Consider the following 16,767-nt stretch of genomic DNA (forward strand, 5'->3'; position numbering starts at 1 on the left):
CAAATCTTAAGCAAAGCCATTTTGTTATCCAACAAAATGGCTTCGTTTGGATTGAACATTAGAAATAGTACCTAGTACTAATACTCTCCCTATTCAATACATCAGTTTAAGGTAAGGCGATGATTTCAGGCATTCTAGCATCCCCAGGCGTTGCTTTTGGTAAAGCACTGCTACTTCAAGAAGACGAAATTATTCTTAACAAAGGCACTATTGCTGACGATCAGGTTGAAGTTGAAGTTCAACGCTTCTTTGACGCTCGCAACAAGTCATCTCAACAACTAGAAGTTGTTAAACAAAAAGCGCTTGAGTCTCTGGGCGAAGAAAAAGAAGCGATCTTTGAAGGTCACATCATGCTTCTTGAAGATGAAGAGCTTGAAGAAGAAATTCTGACTCTAATCAAAAATGACAAGCTATACGCTGACAACGCTATTCACACAGTTATTGAAGAGCAAGCAACGGCTCTTGAATCACTGGATGACGAGTACCTGAAAGAGCGTGCAACGGATATCCGTGATATCGGCAAGCGTTTCGTTAAGAACGCACTTGGTATAAACATTGTCTCTCTTGCAGATATTGACGAAGAAGTGATTCTTGTTGCTTACGATCTAACTCCATCAGAAACAGCACAAATCAACCTGGACTACGTTCTTGGTTTCGCATGTGACATCGGTGGTCGTACTTCTCACACATCTATCATGGCTCGCTCTCTTGAACTGCCTGCGATTGTTGGTACTAACGACATCACTAAGCAAGTTAAGAACGGTGACACTCTGGTTCTTGATGCAATCAACAACAAGCTGATTGTAAACCCTTCTGAAGCTGAGCTTACTGAAGCGAAAGCGGCTCGCGACGAGTTCCTTGCAGAAAAAGAAGAGCTAGCGAAACTAAAAGACCTTCCAGCAGTTACTCTTGACGAGCACCATGTAGAAGTATGCGGAAACATCGGTACTGTTAAAGACTGTGACGGCATCAACCGTAACGGTGGTGAAGGTGTTGGTCTGTACCGTACTGAGTTCCTATTCATGGACCGTACAGCGCTACCTACTGAAGAAGAACAGTACCAGGCATATAAAGAAGTTGCGGAAGCAATGAATGGCCAGTCTGTAATTATCCGTACTATGGATATCGGTGGTGATAAAGATCTGCCTTACATGGATCTTCCACAGGAAATGAACCCATTCCTGGGCTGGCGTGCTGTTCGTATCAGTCTTGACCGTCGTGAAATCCTTCGCGACCAGCTACGTGGTATCCTGCGTGCTTCTGCACACGGTAAACTTCGCATCATGTTCCCGATGATTATCTCTGTTGAAGAGATCCGCGAATTGAAGAAAGCGATTGAAGAATATAAAGCTGAACTACGTGCTGAAGAACTTGCTTTCGACGAAGACGTTGAAATCGGTGTAATGGTAGAAACACCTGCAGCAGCCGCTATCGCACACCACCTTGCGAAAGAAGTTTCGTTCTTTAGTATTGGTACAAACGACTTAACCCAGTATACTCTAGCGGTTGACCGTGGTAACGAGCTAATCTCTCACTTGTACAATCCACTATCACCTGCTGTACTTACAGTTATCAAGCAAGTGATCGACGCTTCTCATAAAGAAGGCAAGTGGACGGGTATGTGTGGCGAACTAGCTGGTGACGAGCGTGCTACTCTACTTCTTCTAGGTATGGGGCTAGACGAGTTTAGTATGAGCGGTATTTCAATTCCTCGCATTAAGAAAGTAATCCGTAATGCGAACTATGCAGAAGTTAAAGCAATGGCAGATGAAGCTCTGCAAATGGCTACTGCTGCAGAAATTGAAGCGCACGTAGAAAAATTTATCGCAGAAAAATCAAACTGCTAATATAATTCATTAGAATAAAGTTAAACGTTTAGGAGCACGACATGGGTCTGTTTGACAAACTGAAGAAGCTAGTATCTGACGACAGCGCTGATGCAGGAGCAATTGAAATTATCGCACCACTATCTGGTGAGATCGTAAACATTGAAGATGTGCCAGATGTTGTATTTGCAGAGAAGATTGTTGGTGACGGTATCGCAATCAAACCTGCAGGTGACAAGATGGTAGCTCCTGTAAACGGTACTATTGGTAAGATTTTCGAAACTAACCACGCATTCTCTATTGAGTCTGACGACGGTATTGAGCTTTTCGTTCACTTCGGTATTGATACAGTAGAACTAAAAGGCGAAGGCTTTACTCGCATCGCTGAAGAAGGTCAGTCAGTTAAAGCTGGTGACACTATCATCGAATTCGATCTAGCGTTCCTTGAAGAGAAAGCGAAATCAACTCTAACTCCAGTTGTAATTTCTAACATGGATGAAATCAAAGAGCTGAACAAGCTTGCTGGTTCTGTAACCGTTGGTGAAACACCTGTTCTTCGTGTTACTAAGTAAGATTACTTTTTGTAGTCAGTAAGATTGAAAATGCCCGCTTTTGCGGGCATTTTTATTTTTATTTGTAAAAACCTTCGCCTACTCCTGCTCTGGTCAATAAGCCATCACAAGGGGCAAATCTGTCTCCGTACTTCTCGGCAAATTCATTCATTTTGTTCACCAGATTTTCGATTCCATACTGATCCATAAATCTAAATGGTCCACCAAGGAATGGAGGGAAACCAATACCAAAGATAGCACCGATATCACCATCTCTTGGAGAACGTATGATTCCCTCATCCAAACAACGTACCGCTTCATTCAACATCGGCAGAACACAACGTAGAGCAATGTCCTCTTCAGACAGTTTTTTCTCTGGAGTTAAGTTAAGTAGTTTGTAGACTGACTTATCAACTTCTTTCTTCTTGCCTTTGTAGGTATAAAAACCTTTTCCGCTCTTACGTCCTTTTCTATCATCGTTAAGCAAAGTGTCGAAAACATCCGGCCCCTGGAATCGCTCACCAAGTTCGTTTACCAAAATTGGCATAATTTTCGAGCCTACATCGACACCAACTTCATCCAGCAACGTGATCGGACCTACCGGGAAACCAAAGTTTAGTAGCGCGTCATCCAGGGCATCAATAGGCTCACCACCTAACAATACTTTGGCAGACTCATTCATATATGGAGCAAGGATACGGTTCACATAGAACCCGGCAGTGTCTTTAACAACAATTGGCGTCTTTCCTTGCTTACGAGCGAACTCAACGACAGTTGAGATTGTTTCATCAGAAGTTGATTCGTGTGGAATAACCTCGACTAAAGGCATCTTCTCTGCTGGGCTAAAGTAATGAAGACCTACTACATTTTCTGGGCGCTGTGCTTTTTCTGCAATCTTATGGATTGGTAAAGAAGAGGTATTTGTCGCGAATATAGTCTCTTTTTTCGTATTCTCTTCGATATCTGCAACCATCTGCTGCTTTAAGTTGAGATCTTCAAATACAGCTTCTATTACAATGTCTATATTACTGAAACCAGTGAAGTCCGTACCACCAGAAAGAGACAACATTTTTGCCTGTACCTGAGCATTAGATAGAATGCGACGCTTACGCTGCTTCTCAAATAACTTGTAGTTGTATTTGAGCGCGTTAAGGACACCATCATTAGAAATATCTTTAATTTTTACCGGTACTTTCGCTTTAGACACACTCACATGGCTAATACCCGCCCCCATCAATCCTCCACCCAACACAGCCGTTTTGGTGATAGATTTAGGCTCAGCATCACTCCCGTTCTCTTTTTTCATCTCAGTCGTGGCGAAAAAGATAGAACGCAGAGCTTTAGATTCAGACGTCATGACCAACTTACCAAACTCCTGTGCTTCGTATGCCAGACCTTTCTTCATTCCATTACGCAAACCGTAATTGATAACATCCAGAATCGCATCTGCTGCCGGATAGTTACCGCGCGTTTTCTGCTTTGTTTTCTTCGAGGCCTGGTCAAAGATAACTTTCCTTCCTAAGCCATTTCGGGAAATTAGACGCTCTTTGTTGGTAGTTTTAACTTTACGCTTACTCTTGAGTGCGTATTGTTTTGCAACATCCAGAAGAATAGTCTCAGGAACTGACTCTTCAACAAGACCAAGCTTCTTCGCTTTTTTGGCTCTTAATTGTTTGCCTGTAAGAATAACATCCAAAGATGGCAGTAGACCAATTAACCTGGGTAGTCGTTGAGTACCACCCGAACCTGGTAATAACCCTAACTGAACTTCAGGCAAGCCTAAGCGAGTTTTATCATCATCGGAACAGATTCTGTAATCACACGCTAGTGCCATCTCCAGACCACCACCCAGGCAGACACCATGAATAGCAGAAACAACTGGGAATTTAAGTGCAGAGACTCGATCAAATACCTGTTGGCCTTTTGCTGCTAGCTCTTCGGCTTCTTTCGCGCTTTCGCAAGCATCCAACATTTTTACATCGGCACCGGCAATAAAGCTGTCTGGTTTACCAGAACAAATAACCATGCCTTTAATTTCTGTCATTCCAGCTTCAAGCTCAGAGAGAACAAGCTCCATTTCCTCGATGAGATCACCACGGAGAACATTCATTTTCTCATCGGCGACATCCAGTGTAAGCCATCCAACTTTATCTTCATCTATCTTGAAGTTTAATGATTTCATTTCGCTCATTACTCTGCCTCCAGAACCATAGCTGCACCCAAACCACCAGCAGCACACGCAGTATTAAGCGCTAAACCACCACCTCTTCTCTTAAGCTCGCGTAAGGTTTGAACCATCATTCGTGCACCCGTCGCTGCAAAAGGATGTCCATAAGCGATTGAACTTCCCAGTACATTGAATTTGTCCATATCGATCTCACCGATCGCTTTAGAACGACCTAGCTGCTCTTGAGCAAACTTGTCACTGGCGAACATTTTGACGTTTGCCAGAGTTTGAGCAGCAAATGCTTCATGCATCTCTATAAGGTCCAGGTCTCCTAGCTCGATACCCGCTCTGTCTAGCGCCATAGGAGTTGCATAGGATGGTCCCATCAGTAAGTCGTACTCGACCTGAATTGCAGAAAACGCATATGAACGGATGTAACCAAGAACATCTAAGCCTAGCTCTTTCGCTCTACCCTCCCGCATAAGCATTACAGCCGCTGCACCATCGGTTAGCGGAGTACTATTCGCTGCCGTTACCGTACCAAACTTACGGTCGAAAGCCGGGCGAAGCTTAGCGTAACTTTCCAACTGTGAATCATGACGGATGTTGTTATCTTCATCGATCCATTTTTTATAAGGTTCTGGAAATGCCGTCATTACCTCATCGCGCACCAAACCTTCTTTCCAGGCTCTTGATGCATTGCTGTGAGAACGGTGAGCTAACTCATCCTGTTCCTGACGGGTAATGCCGTAAGACTTGGCCATTTGCTCTGCCGTCTGGCCCATGGTTAAGCCTGTCGAATACTCCGCAACAGCTGGAGGAACCGGAGCTAGGTCTTTCAATGAAAGTTTGCGCGCTATCTTAAGCTTCTGTCCCAAAGTCTTAGCTTTGCTTAGAGCAAGAAGGCTAGAAGCAAGTTTTTTGGACACAGTAATTGGTAATACAGATGTTGAATCTGCACCACCCGCGATACCGATATCGATATTGCCGGCCATAATACTTTCTGTCACATTAACCGCAGACTGAAAACTTGTCGCACAGGCACGAGTCACACTATACGCATCTGTATTGATGTTCATTCCGGTCCCCAAAACAATCTCTCTGGCGATGTTTGGGGCAGCTGGCATCTGAATGACCTGTCCGTAAACCACCTGTTCAACTAACGCTGGGTCGATTTCTGTACGCGCCAGTAATTCGTTAACTACCATCTTTCCTAGGTCCACAGCAGGGACCTGACCAAATTCTGTGCTCTGTCTGGCAAATGGTGTTCTTAAACCAGCGACGACCGCTATCCTTTCACCAGATCGAGTTGTGACTTCTTGTCTGCGCATTTCTTCTCCTTTACCTAAAGAGGTCTGACCTCGAAGCATTGTAACGAAATTGTTAACAAATTCAAACATACGTTTGAATAAAAGTGAGATTGATTGCTTTGTGTCGGGTAACTCACTGAAAGTTAGGAGATTAGAATATAAGAAATAAAGAGGTATGATCAGTAAAATGTTAATAGTTACGAGCAGTTTAGGTACAATACAAAATACTGATATGTAAATGCGCTAGTATAAGAAATAAAAATAAGGCAAAAAAAAACCACACGATACTGTGTGGTTGGAATTTCTATAAAACAATTAACTTACGCCAATTGAAATAATCAGTTTCCTGATTAGGAGAAAGTAAAGTCAGCCTTCAAAAGGAAGTGTCATCTTGCTCAACATACTAGTCCGAAAACTAGCTAGATGACATGACTTACTATAACTCTATAGAGATGTAAGATTTTGAAGTAGATCAATTTAAAGTCGATTTACCTTTGTTGATCTTACATTAAACCGGGGGCTACTAGAGAGCAAATGGAGGCTCAAGTGTCGATTATTAGTCTTTTCGGAAAGAAAAGTTCGGCTAGTCCGGTCAACTCTGATATGGACAAGCATAGAAAATACGAAGCTCTTGTGCGGGCTTATCACAGAGACCTTTATCGCTATGCATACTGGTTATGCAAAGATAAAATGGTAGCCGAAGACTTGGTTCAGGAAACCTGCTTACGCGCATGGAAATCACTGGATAGTCTTCAGGATGATAAGGCCGCTAAATCCTGGCTAATAACCATTCTCAGGAGAGAAAATGCAAGGCGCTTTGAAAGGAAACAGCTAGAGCTGGTAGATATCGATGATCACGGAGCTGAGACAAAAGTCAGTGACGATGCTCATCACCAGCAAGAATGGTTACAAGCGCAGATTATGAAGCTGGATATAGAATATCGGGAGCCTCTGTTTCTGCAGGTAATTGGCGGGTTTAGTGGCGAAGAGATAGGAAGCATCCTGGATCTAAACAAAAACACCGTTATGACTAGACTTTTCCGAGCGAGAAATCAGCTCAAAGAAATGATGGACAGTAATGAAGATATGAGGGGGCTTCAAAATGGATGATTTAGAATTTCGTCGTCGCATCTTGTCGGAGCCAAAATTCCGCGATGAAGCACTTCTGAACGCGATGGAAGAGAGTGAAGTAAACGCGCGCTTTGCTGATGACATCTTCAAACTCGATGCCAAGTTAGAAGATGCATTTAAAGTAGACGTACCTGACGATCTCGCAGATCGCATACTATTTAATCAAACTGCTCAGCCCGTAAAGCCAAGCTTTACAAAAAGAGCATTGGCAATGGCAGCCACTGTTGCGTTTACCGCTGGTGTACTGATAGGTCAGGTAAACTGGTCTCCTTTGCTTGTAAATCCAGCCTATGCAGGTTTGGCAAGTACAGCGATGGAACACGTTGAACACGAGTCACCATTTACCGATAAACTTGACGAGCGTGTTACCTCTAATCAGATAAACGCAAAACTTGCGCCGTTCTCTTATCAGTTTACCGAGGCGTTCCCTTATCACGTTTATTATCTGAATCATTGTGGATTTGGTGAATCGAATGCCCTGCATATGGTATTTCAGGGAGAAAAGGCCAGAGTGACACTTTTTGTTACTAATATTGGATCCGAGAATGAGCTGGACTTCAGTAAAGATGGTATGTCTGGTGTGGTTATTCCCGTGGATGGATCGAGCATGATTCTGGTGGGTACTGATGGTGAAGACATCCAGAAAATAGCCTCTGTTCTTACCCCAATAATTCAACCAATGTATTAACAGTTGCACGAAGTTAACGTGTTTTAACTACAAAAACCCTCACTTTGAGGGTTTTTTAATGGCCCATTTAAAACAATCGTTTAGAGCACTCGCTCTAAAAAGTGTCATTTTAAGTCCTTTTCTTGCTAACCAGCCTCCACTTTTAGCATTTTCTTAACATATTAGCCAATGGTCGGATTTCTACTACATATAATACAGAATAATATCAGCCACAAATCGAGTGAAAACTCAAAAAACGCCCATAAAAAGAGGCGAAAACAATAAGGAAATGACTTAATGAGTAATACGCGTCTGTTTAAAAAAACAATTATTGCTGCTGCTATTGCAACAACTGCTATAACATCTCAACAAGCTCTCGCTGCTGGTTTCCAGCTTAACTCTCAATCTGCAACTGGCCTTGGTCGTGCTTTCGCTGGTGATGCAGTAATTGCAGATAATGCGTCTTCTATGGCACGTAACGCCGCGACTATGGCACTTTTTGATGAAACTTCTATGTCACTTGGTTTTGTATCTATTACTTCAATGATCGAAGTTAAAGATGCTACATACAATCAAACTGTGTTGAGTCCAACACTAACTCCTGTGTCATCAACAAATACTTCAGCTAACTATGACGATGCTGGTGATACATCAATCGCTCCAAACTTACATTTGATCGTTCCTGTAAACGACAAGTTTGCATGGGGTGTAAATGCTTATACGAACTTTGGGACAAAAACTCAGTTCTCAGATACATATGTCGCTGGTGAATTTGGTGGTTCAACCGACGTTAAGAGCTTTAACATCGGCCTAGCTGGCTCATACAGAATCGACGAGAAGTGGTCTGTTGGTGCTGGTCTAGACATCATTTACGGTTCAGGTAAGTTCAAACGCGCATTAACCTCGACAAGCACGACTTTAACAGAGATTGACGCTGACGGTTGGGCGCTAGGCTTTAACCTCGGAACCGTTTACGAACATAACGAAAACAACCGCTTTGGTTTAGCTTATCACTATAGTCCAGAGCTAGAAGCTAAAGGTGATGTGAACTATGCAGGTTACACCGGAGCATCAGGCGCTATTAACGATACAGTATTAATGCCGCTACCCGATATTATTGAGTTTTCTGGTTTCCATAAAATCGAAGATACCAAATTTGCTGTACACTATAGTGTTCAATGGATAGGCTGGAGCTCTTTTGACAAACTCGAAGCAAAAACAAGTGGTACTATTAACACGTACGACTGGCAAAATGGTATGCACTACTCTATCGGCGGTACATACTACCTAAACAACGATTGGACTCTACGTGCTGGTTATATGCATGATACTAGTGCGCAGGATGAAAAAACGTCGATTTCAGTACCTGACTCAGACCGTAACTGGTTCTCCGGTGGTTTTACATATCACCTAACACCTAAGTCAAACATAGACTTCGGCTTCACTTACCTATTGGGTGAGGATGTTGATGTAACAGAAACAGCGACGTTGCCTACTGGGAATTCAAGCGCACCGTACATGAAAACAACTATTACGGGCAAAACTCACGCAGACGCAATCCTAGTTGGTCTACAGTACAGCCGTTCATTCTAAGCAAAGCTAGTATTTAAACGACATATCAAGGGCTGAGTTATTCAGCCCTTTTCATTTTTAGAGAACAGACATCTCTTCTTTCAGCTTACAATCGTAAGCTGCAACGCCAGTTACATCTAACATGTGTTCGCTGAATTATAATAATTAGAGTTTTTGCACTAGTTATTTATTTCTTGGATATAAATATTCGCGATATATAACACTGTATATTGTTCGAGTTTTGCAATTCATTTTTAAAGTAATTACTCAAACTTTAAAATCTACTCCGAACTAACTCCCTATTTATCAAGCTTCTTCAGCTCTACCATCTCTATCTGGTATCAGAACTTTTCTGAAGTAGCGTAAACGGAATTTCAGCGAACATTACAATGAAAATAAATAAGTCTATTCTGGCTACTTCTATCGCTTGTAGCTTACTCACAATTTCTATTCAATCTCATGCAGCGGGTTTCCAGCTAGCTGAGTACTCAGCAACTGGCCTTGGTCGCGCATACGCCGGCGAAGCAGCAATGGCAGAAAATGCTGGTGCACAGTGGCGTAACCCTGCAATGTTAACGTATCTTGAAGGCACACAAGTTTCGTTTGGTGCTATGTATATCGACCCAAATGTCGACTTAAATGGTACAGTTCACGGTTCTATTCCAGCTAACTCCAGTGACTATGCAGATAGTGCCGTTGTTCCTAACCTGTATATTTCCCACAACTATCATAACAAGTACGCTGTGGGCTTTGCTCTGGGAAGCAACTACGGATTTAAGACCCATCTTGGCGAAGACTTTATGGGTAGCCATGTAGGTCAACAAGCTGAAATTATTACACAAGAAGCAAATCTAAACTTCGCTTACAAAGCAACAGATGCAGTATCAATCGGTGGTGGTCTTCGCTACGTAATGGCAGAAGGTAAAGTTGCGGCGCGAGTATCTACTGCAGCCCCTTCATCTAGCGCAGGTGCCACATTAAAATATGTTGAAGGGGATACAACTGATTGGGGTTGGCAAGCAGGTATCGCATGGCAAGTCAATCCGGAACACCGTGTTGGCTTTACCTACAAATCTGAAGTAAAGCTTAAGCTAGAAGGTACAGCGACTGGAGCAGGGTTCGGATTAGTTGGAACGACTAGTCCAGGTTCATTACCACTTGCTTTGCCAGCAACTGCTGAACTATCCAGCTTTAACCAACTCACCGAGAAGCTTGCATTACACACTAGCATAAACTGGACTGACTGGAGCAGCTTCGAGAAACTAGAAGCCGATATTGATGGTGTAAGTAACGGCCATATCAAAGACGAAAACTGGAAAGACAACTACCGCTTCGCTGTAGGGTTCTCATATCAGGCTGATCCTAAGCTAACATTGCGCACCGGCGTCGCATACGATACTTCTGCTGTAGATGATGAACACCGCACAGTCACCATTCCAGAAACAGATCGTACCTGGTTAAGCATCGGTGCAGGTTACGCGTGGTCTGAACAGCTCACTTTAGATGCTGGATTTACCTATATTATTGCGAAAGATGCGAACGTTGCCGAAGCTGCTGAGGCGGGCACAACAGCATTAGGTGATTTCGAAGGGGTAACTTCTGCAAACGTATTAATTTACGGTGTACAAGCAAGCTACAAATTCTAATTCCCTAGAATCATAAAACGGAAAGATACTTTAAATCATTCCGGTATAACCTACTAAAAAGGCTGATTAATCAGCCTTTTTTATATCTACTTGCCAGTTCTGTTTCAACTTACACAACCGTATTACTCGAACTCATACTCATCCAGGTATTCATCTAGCAGCTCTTCATCTTCTTCGCTGTAGTCATCCTTAACAATCTCAGCTTTGAAGTCCTGACGCTGGATATAAACGTCTCTGGTGAAGATGTATGAATCTGGAGAAGTCTCCAGCAAAGGTTCTTGAGAAACCAATGCAGCACGGGTTTCCATCCCTTCCAGGGCCCATTTGCCTACCGCTCCCCAGAAGTTTAGCAATGATAACGGTACGTATAGTGTATCGACCTGGTCAGCAACATCACGCACCGTAGCAGGTCCATAACCTGGCACCATCACATAAGGACCATTTCCAACGCCATAGTGGCCAATGACATCACCAAACTCTCTCTCATCTTCTTTTGTAATTCCGGCAGCGCCTGCAACATCAAACAGGCCGAGGATACCAAACGTAGAGTTTATCCAGAAACGATTAAAATGCGTCACAGCCAACTTGCCATTGCCCATTAACGCATCGTTGATCATGCTAGCCGGTTCATCGAGGTTAGACAAAAAGTTAGAAATACCGGTTCTTACAACTGTGGGAGTATAGTTCACGTACGTAAGAGATACTGGTCTTACAAAATATGGATCGAGGTAGTCGTAGTTGAAACGCCACATAGCTCGGTTGAAGCCTTCAAACGGGTCGTATACCCCTTCTTCAACTTCTTCGTTAGTTAGTTGCTCGGTTTCCCCTGTCGCATCCTGAGCAGACGAACATCCCATCAAAGTCGCTGCAAGCAAAAAGGCAACAACATATTTCCATAACGCAGTTTTCATTCTGAATCTGTATATCCCAAAAACAGATAAGGCTGGATTAAACCAGCCTTATTTATATCCATAGATGCATTAATACTGTTTATCTATAGTAATTTCAACTTGTTCGCCCAATTTCGTTACCGCACTCTCTCCATACCAGTCGCCATCTTTACTAGCGACATTGCCATCAGCATCAATGCGAGCCCTAACAATAATGGTTTCAAGTGACGACATAGACTGTCCATCCATCATGACATTACCGTCATCTAAAACAACGGTACGTGGGAAAGAGCCAGCCGGGTATCTTGCAGCAGCGATAGGAATTGGTGAGCCTGCACCATCGTGTACAGAAACAATAAGTACACCTTGACTGCCTACCTGAATACCCTGCCCTAGCTTAATGCTTACAGGAACGCTGGTTGTAGATACTGATTTACCAAGCTGGCGCTCCGCATTTTCAATACTTCTATCAAGCATGGAGTAACGGCTGTCCTCAGGACCAATCATCTTCTGCATCGTTCTCCAGTAGCGAATTGCAGACTCATACTGATTGTTCTGATAAGCATCAAAAGCCAATAGCGAGTATATGCGAAGATCCACATAGCTATCCTGTAGCAAGCCAATCAGCATAGAACGAGCCATTGTTCGTTCCTGCTCATTCTGAGACATCATCTTCGATTGAGCATACCCAAGTCTGATATCTGGATTTTCAGAGTCCAGCTTATAAGCTTTCTCAAAGGCTCCTGTCGCTGTCTCCCCATCTTGATTGGCTAACGCAATTCTACCCAATAGAAGCCAGCCATTGGCATCGTCAGGAGTTTTGTGTAACTGAGTACGTAAACCTAACGTAAGAGCGTCCATTTCGGCATCTGTTAGCGATTCATCATTATTTGGTGACATCAGTTTCTGCGTTAGCTTAGGAAGTTCAGACAGTGTATCTTGCCAATCAGTAACCTTGTCCATACTACCAAAGGAGGCATACATCCCGTAACTCACTGCGACAAGCAACAAAAGAGAAGGGATAAAGACATGCATTGGTTTGAAGTCAGTCTCTGCTTGTCTTACAGCACCAGCGCCCTGTGGAATGTCATCCAGTAAAGACTGCTTAAGGTCATCTACTAGCTCCGAAGAATCGGAGGCAATACCTTCTGCGGCTTCTTCTTCAAGTTCACTGAGTCTGTCTTTAAAGAATGCTTTATTGAGTTCATCTCGCCTTTCGTCGTCATCAAAACCCTTAGTCTTGAATAAAGGCAGCGATAGCATAACGGCACAAGCAACGACAATTGCTGCGGTTGATAGCCAAAATAGTGTCATTACTTCTTATCTCCGTTTTGGTCATCTTCCAGCAGAGCCTTCAAGCGAGCTTCTTTTTCTTCATCCCACTCTTCTTTTGTCTCAACAACTTTTGCCTTTCTCTTCTTACCGCGCATGACGATAATGGCAAAACCTAAAAGCACAACAATAAGTGGACTTAGCCAAAGAACCGAAGTGGCCGCAGTAAATGGTGGTTTGTAAGTCACAAAGTTTCCGTAGCGATCGATCATGTAATCGACAATTTCGTCTGAGCTTTTGCCATCTTTGGTCATCTCATAAACCTTCTTTCGAAGATCCTGAGCCAGTTCAGCATTTGAGTCAGCAATCGTATTGTTCTGACATTTCGGACAACGAAGAGTCGCACTCAGCTCCTTAAATTGCTGTTCCTGCTCTTCGTTATCAAACTCATAGACGTCGATTGCCGCTATAGAGGCTGTTGAAAAGAAGAAACAGCTAACGAATATTAATAGTAACTTTTTCACTGAGCTGTCCCCTTAACCAGTTCCATATACATAGGCTCAAGTGTTTCAGCCCAATTTCGGGAGTTTACGTCACCTACATGTCGATAACGAATCACACCATCCGCATCGATCAGGTATGTTTCCGGTGCGCCATATACCCCAAGATCAAGGCCGAGCATTCCGTCACCATCGAAAAGACTGATCAGATATGGGTTGCCAAGATCGTTCAGCCAACCAACCGCTTTCGTGCGTTCATCTTTGTAGTTAAGCCCTATGATTTTGACGCCACGAGCCGCCAGTTCGTTCAGATATTGGTGTTCTGCGTAACAGGTTGGACACCACGTAGCCCAGACATTCAGCAACAGTGGTTCGCCTTTAAAGATGGACTGATCGTAAAACTTACCCGGCTCAGCCAGGTCTTCTAGCTTAAATACTGGTACAGTTTTGCCAACCAGCACAGACTCAAGTTTTGTTGGATCATCTCCCCCAGCATTTTTGAAAAGCTGGGTAAGCAGAGGAATAGTCATCACTAAAAACAGTGCTAACGGAATAAATAAAATCTTCTTATTCATCTTTTACGCCTCTACTGACTTTGCTTTTTTACGGAAGCGATAACGTTTATCACTAATAGCAATTGCACCACCCAGAGCCATCAACAGGCTGCCGGCCCAGATCCAACGTACAAATGGCTTGTAGTACAAACGTACTGCCCATGAGTTGTCGTCTCCCAGACGCTCACCCATTGCGATATAGAGATCACGTGTAATACCTGGGTCCAACGCAGCTTCAGTCATCATTGAGCCAGCATGGCGATAAAAACGCTTCTCTGCGTGAAGTGTCGTTACAGCCTTACCGTTTTTGGTGATCTCAAAGTCTGCGATGTAGCCATCATAGTTCGGACCATCTTTATCGCGCAATCCAGCAAAGTAGAAATCGTACTCCTGTAACTGGAAGTGCTCACCTGGAGCAAGGCGTACGTCTTTCTCGATACTGTAGTTCTGCACCATAGCGATACCAATTACCGATACTGCCAGGCCGATATGGCCCATCATCATCGCCCAATGGCTGCGTTGTAGCTTCTTGATGCCAACAGCAAATGTGTGCCTATGAGTCGCACGCTGGTGAATCTCATATCCATGCAAGGCAATTATCCAGATCGCCATTATCCAACCAAGGAACGCCATACCGCTGAATCCATCGCCCAACAGAGCAACCAAACCAGCGCCCAGAGCAACAGAGATGACACCTGACACAAGCATAGGTTTAACTAGTGGACCAATTTGATCACGTTTCCAACGGATAAGAGGACCGATACCAAGCAAGAAAGAAAATGGAATCATCAGCCAGGTAAACAACGTATTAAAGAACGGTGCACCGATAGAAACAGACCCGAGGCCAATCTGTTTATGTACAAGAGGCAACAACGTACCGATAAGTACAACAACCAGGGCTGCAACGAGGAGAACGTTGTTTGCAAGAAGCGCATTCTCACGAGAGAACAGTTCAAAATTACTTCTTACTCGAACTGTCGATCCTTTGAGTGCAAACAGCAGTAGAGAACCACCGATAACAAACACAAGGAAGCCCAGGATAAACATGCCTCGCGCAGGATCAGATGCAAATGCGTGTACCGAAACCAAAATACCAGAACGAACTAAGAAAGTACCAAGTAAGCTTAGCGAGAACGCAGAGATAGCAAGTAGTACCGTCCAAGCTTTAAACGTACCGCGCTTTTCTGTCACTGCTAATGAGTGCATTAGCGCTGTACCTGCTAACCAAGGCATAAAAGAAGCATTTTCTACCGGATCCCAGAACCACCAGCCACCCCAGCCTAGTTCGTAGTAAGCCCACCAAGAACCCAGCGCAATACCTAAAGTCAGAAACAGCCACGCAGCGATGGTCCAAGGGCGTGACCAACGAGCCCATGCAGTATCCAAACGGCCTGACATTAGTGAAGCAATAGCGAATGCAAAAGCGACCGAGAAGCCTACATAGCCCATATAAAGCATAGGAGGGTGGATAATCAACCCAGGGTCCTGAAGCAATGGGTTCAGATCTCGACCATCAATCGGGAAGAACGGTAATGTTCGATCAAATGGGTTAGAGGTCATGATAATAAACAGCAGGAAACCCACCGTTATCATGCCCATCACGGCAAGAACTCGTGCGACAGACTCCTGAGGCATACCACGACTAAATACTGCAACCGCAACTGTCCAGCCAGCCTGTATCAGAGCCCATAACAGTAAAGAACCTTCGTGAGCCCCCCAGACAGCCGTTAGTCTGTAGTACCAAGGCAACTCTGTGTTTGAGTTACTGGCTACGTAAGCGACAGTAAAATCGTTGGTGTAAAACGCCCACAACAGTATTGCGAAAGATAGCAATAGAAGTAGGAACATACCCCAGGACAAAGGACGCGCAGTGCTCATCAACATAGATGACCTTTGCTGCGCACCCACCAATGGCAAAATACTTAGTAGCACTGACATTCCAAGGGAAACGATCAGTGCAAAGTGACCAATCTCAGCAATCATTGATCACTTCCTTTTGTTTGCTCTTCTGAGTACTCAAGCGGTGTATGGATTTTATCCATCGCTTCAGCAACTTCAGGTGGCATATAATCTTCATCGTGTTTTGCGAGTACTTCAAACGCTTCGATGGTTTTCTCGTCCGTCATTACACCTTGAGCAACTATCCCCTGCCCCTCTCGGAACAAGTCAGGAAGAATACCTTCATAAACAATAGTGACAGCAGGGCCAACATCCGCTAAGTCAAAGCTAACTTTCAACGAAGAAGGATCGCGTTTCACCGTTCCTTCTACTACCATGCCACCAATACGCAGGCGTTGCCCTACTTCTGGCTTGCTGCCATCTGGCTTACCATAAACCATTTCGGTTGGAGTATAGAAAAGGTCCATATTCTGGTTTAGCGCGTAGACGATAAGACCAACAGTTGCACTTACACCAAAAAACAGGGCAAGAAGAAGGCCCATCCTTTTTTTACGTCTTGGGTTCATAGGGTATTCTCCAAATTCTTCGCAGCATCGATTCTCGCCTGACGAGCCTGCTTAGCTTTAATTTCTTTAGTAATCTTTTTGCCCGTAGAAATACTGTTCCAAAGCAAGATAAAGAGCGCTAAAAATGTAATACCAAACGCACTCCAGACATAAGCGCCATAACCGCTCATTGCCAAAAGATCAGAAAAACTCTCAAAATGCATAATCTTAATCTCC

At 43.8% G+C, this 16,767-nt stretch carries 15 protein-coding genes; 6 read left to right on the forward strand and 9 right to left on the reverse strand.

All coding sequences use genetic code 11. The annotated features are described in order from the left end of the window. Positions 1 to 119 precede the first annotated feature (119 nt). On the forward strand, positions 120 to 1,847 hold the full coding sequence (gene ptsI / locus SNR28_RS21720) for a phosphoenolpyruvate-protein phosphotransferase PtsI (RefSeq protein WP_375750835.1): 1,728 nt from the start codon (positions 120 to 122) through the stop codon (positions 1,845 to 1,847). A gap of 41 nt (positions 1,848 to 1,888) precedes the next feature. Further along, on the forward strand, positions 1,889 to 2,398 hold the full coding sequence (crr, locus tag SNR28_RS21725) for a PTS glucose transporter subunit IIA (RefSeq protein ID WP_277828562.1): 510 nt from the start codon (positions 1,889 to 1,891) through the stop codon (positions 2,396 to 2,398). A 58-nt stretch (positions 2,399 to 2,456) separates the two neighbouring features. Here the strand turns inward: crr and fadJ are convergent, their stop codons facing one another. Both fadJ and fadI read right to left on the reverse strand, forming a co-directional pair. Continuing rightward, positions 2,457 to 4,568, reverse strand: a complete 2,112-nt coding sequence (gene fadJ / locus SNR28_RS21730) for a fatty acid oxidation complex subunit alpha FadJ (RefSeq protein WP_375750836.1) — start codon at positions 4,566 to 4,568, stop codon at positions 2,457 to 2,459. Beyond that, entirely contained in the window at positions 4,568 to 5,875 is a 1,308-nt protein-coding gene (gene fadI, locus SNR28_RS21735; RefSeq protein WP_375750838.1) for an acetyl-CoA C-acyltransferase FadI, read from the reverse strand. The genes fadJ and fadI overlap by 1 nt, the downstream gene beginning before the upstream one ends. A gap of 513 nt (positions 5,876 to 6,388) precedes the next feature. Here fadI and SNR28_RS21740 point away from each other — a divergent pair. The 4 genes from SNR28_RS21740 to SNR28_RS21755 all read left to right on the forward strand — a co-directional run bounded on the left by SNR28_RS21740 (position 6,389) and on the right by SNR28_RS21755 (position 10,870). Further along, complete coding sequence (locus tag SNR28_RS21740; protein ID WP_375750840.1) at positions 6,389 to 6,964, forward strand: sigma-70 family RNA polymerase sigma factor; 576 nt, start codon at positions 6,389 to 6,391, stop codon at positions 6,962 to 6,964. Next, positions 6,957 to 7,673 (forward strand): DUF3379 domain-containing protein, encoded by a 717-nt coding sequence (locus SNR28_RS21745; RefSeq protein WP_375750841.1) that lies wholly within the window; start codon positions 6,957 to 6,959, stop codon positions 7,671 to 7,673. Before SNR28_RS21740 ends, SNR28_RS21745 begins: the two co-directional genes overlap by 8 nt. A 276-nt stretch (positions 7,674 to 7,949) precedes the next feature. Further along, on the forward strand, positions 7,950 to 9,245 hold the full coding sequence (locus SNR28_RS21750; protein WP_375750842.1) for an outer membrane protein transport protein: 1,296 nt from the start codon (positions 7,950 to 7,952) through the stop codon (positions 9,243 to 9,245). 368 nt (positions 9,246 to 9,613) lie between these two features. Beyond that, positions 9,614 to 10,870, forward strand: coding sequence for an outer membrane protein transport protein (locus SNR28_RS21755; protein ID WP_375750844.1), 1,257 nt, complete (start codon positions 9,614 to 9,616; stop codon positions 10,868 to 10,870). A 122-nt stretch (positions 10,871 to 10,992) separates the two neighbouring features. Here the strand turns inward: SNR28_RS21755 and SNR28_RS21760 are convergent, their stop codons facing one another. The 7 genes from SNR28_RS21760 to ccmD form a co-directional block, all read right to left on the reverse strand. Further along, entirely contained in the window at positions 10,993 to 11,781 is a 789-nt protein-coding gene (locus SNR28_RS21760) for a VacJ family lipoprotein (protein WP_375750845.1), read from the reverse strand. Between the two features lie 69 nt (positions 11,782 to 11,850). Continuing rightward, on the reverse strand, positions 11,851 to 13,074 hold the full coding sequence (ccmI, locus tag SNR28_RS21765) for a c-type cytochrome biogenesis protein CcmI (protein WP_375750847.1): 1,224 nt from the start codon (positions 13,072 to 13,074) through the stop codon (positions 11,851 to 11,853). Then, positions 13,074 to 13,556 carry a cytochrome c-type biogenesis protein CcmH gene (locus SNR28_RS21770; protein ID WP_375750848.1) on the reverse strand — a complete coding sequence of 161 codons (483 nt, stop codon included), beginning with the start codon at positions 13,554 to 13,556 and terminating at the stop codon, positions 13,074 to 13,076. Before SNR28_RS21770 ends, ccmI begins: the two co-directional genes overlap by 1 nt. Continuing rightward, positions 13,553 to 14,107: a DsbE family thiol:disulfide interchange protein gene (locus SNR28_RS21775; RefSeq protein WP_375750849.1), complete on the reverse strand. Its 555-nt coding sequence runs from the start codon at positions 14,105 to 14,107 to the stop codon at positions 13,553 to 13,555. Before SNR28_RS21775 ends, SNR28_RS21770 begins: the two co-directional genes overlap by 4 nt. Before the next feature lie 3 nt (positions 14,108 to 14,110). Further along, positions 14,111 to 16,069 carry a heme lyase CcmF/NrfE family subunit gene (locus SNR28_RS21780; RefSeq protein ID WP_375750851.1) on the reverse strand — a complete coding sequence of 653 codons (1,959 nt, stop codon included), beginning with the start codon at positions 16,067 to 16,069 and terminating at the stop codon, positions 14,111 to 14,113. Further along, positions 16,066 to 16,551 (reverse strand): cytochrome c maturation protein CcmE, encoded by a 486-nt coding sequence (gene ccmE / locus SNR28_RS21785; protein ID WP_375750852.1) that lies wholly within the window; start codon positions 16,549 to 16,551, stop codon positions 16,066 to 16,068. The genes SNR28_RS21780 and ccmE overlap by 4 nt, the downstream gene beginning before the upstream one ends. Beyond that, on the reverse strand, positions 16,548 to 16,754 hold the full coding sequence (gene ccmD / locus SNR28_RS21790) for a heme exporter protein CcmD (protein ID WP_375750853.1): 207 nt from the start codon (positions 16,752 to 16,754) through the stop codon (positions 16,548 to 16,550). Before ccmD ends, ccmE begins: the two co-directional genes overlap by 4 nt. Between the last annotated feature and the right edge of the window lie 13 nt (positions 16,755 to 16,767).

Source organism: Vibrio iocasae (assembly GCF_042245395.1).
Classification (GTDB): Bacteria; Pseudomonadota; Gammaproteobacteria; order Enterobacterales; family Vibrionaceae; genus Vibrio; species Vibrio iocasae.

Coding starts and splice junctions, on each gene's coding strand:
- SNR28_RS21750 (WP_375750842.1), top strand. CDS start 7,950: ATGAGTAATACGCGTCTGTTTAAAAAAACAATTATTGCTGCTGCTATT.
- SNR28_RS21755 (WP_375750844.1), top strand. CDS start 9,614: ATGAAAATAAATAAGTCTATTCTGGCTACTTCTATCGCTTGTAGCTTA.
- SNR28_RS21780 (WP_375750851.1), bottom strand. CDS start 16,069: ATGATTGCTGAGATTGGTCACTTTGCACTGATCGTTTCCCTTGGAATG.
- SNR28_RS21760 (WP_375750845.1), bottom strand. CDS start 11,781: ATGAAAACTGCGTTATGGAAATATGTTGTTGCCTTTTTGCTTGCAGCG.
- ccmE (WP_375750852.1), bottom strand. CDS start 16,551: ATGAACCCAAGACGTAAAAAAAGGATGGGCCTTCTTCTTGCCCTGTTT.
- ccmI (WP_375750847.1), bottom strand. CDS start 13,074: ATGACACTATTTTGGCTATCAACCGCAGCAATTGTCGTTGCTTGTGCC.
- SNR28_RS21740 (WP_375750840.1), top strand. CDS start 6,389: ATGGAGGCTCAAGTGTCGATTATTAGTCTTTTCGGAAAGAAAAGTTCG.
- SNR28_RS21745 (WP_375750841.1), top strand. CDS start 6,957: ATGGATGATTTAGAATTTCGTCGTCGCATCTTGTCGGAGCCAAAATTC.
- SNR28_RS21775 (WP_375750849.1), bottom strand. CDS start 14,107: ATGAATAAGAAGATTTTATTTATTCCGTTAGCACTGTTTTTAGTGATG.
- ptsI (WP_375750835.1), top strand. CDS start 120: ATGATTTCAGGCATTCTAGCATCCCCAGGCGTTGCTTTTGGTAAAGCA.
- fadI (WP_375750838.1), bottom strand. CDS start 5,875: ATGCGCAGACAAGAAGTCACAACTCGATCTGGTGAAAGGATAGCGGTC.
- crr (WP_277828562.1), top strand. CDS start 1,889: ATGGGTCTGTTTGACAAACTGAAGAAGCTAGTATCTGACGACAGCGCT.
- fadJ (WP_375750836.1), bottom strand. CDS start 4,568: ATGAGCGAAATGAAATCATTAAACTTCAAGATAGATGAAGATAAAGTT.
- ccmD (WP_375750853.1), bottom strand. CDS start 16,754: ATGCATTTTGAGAGTTTTTCTGATCTTTTGGCAATGAGCGGTTATGGC.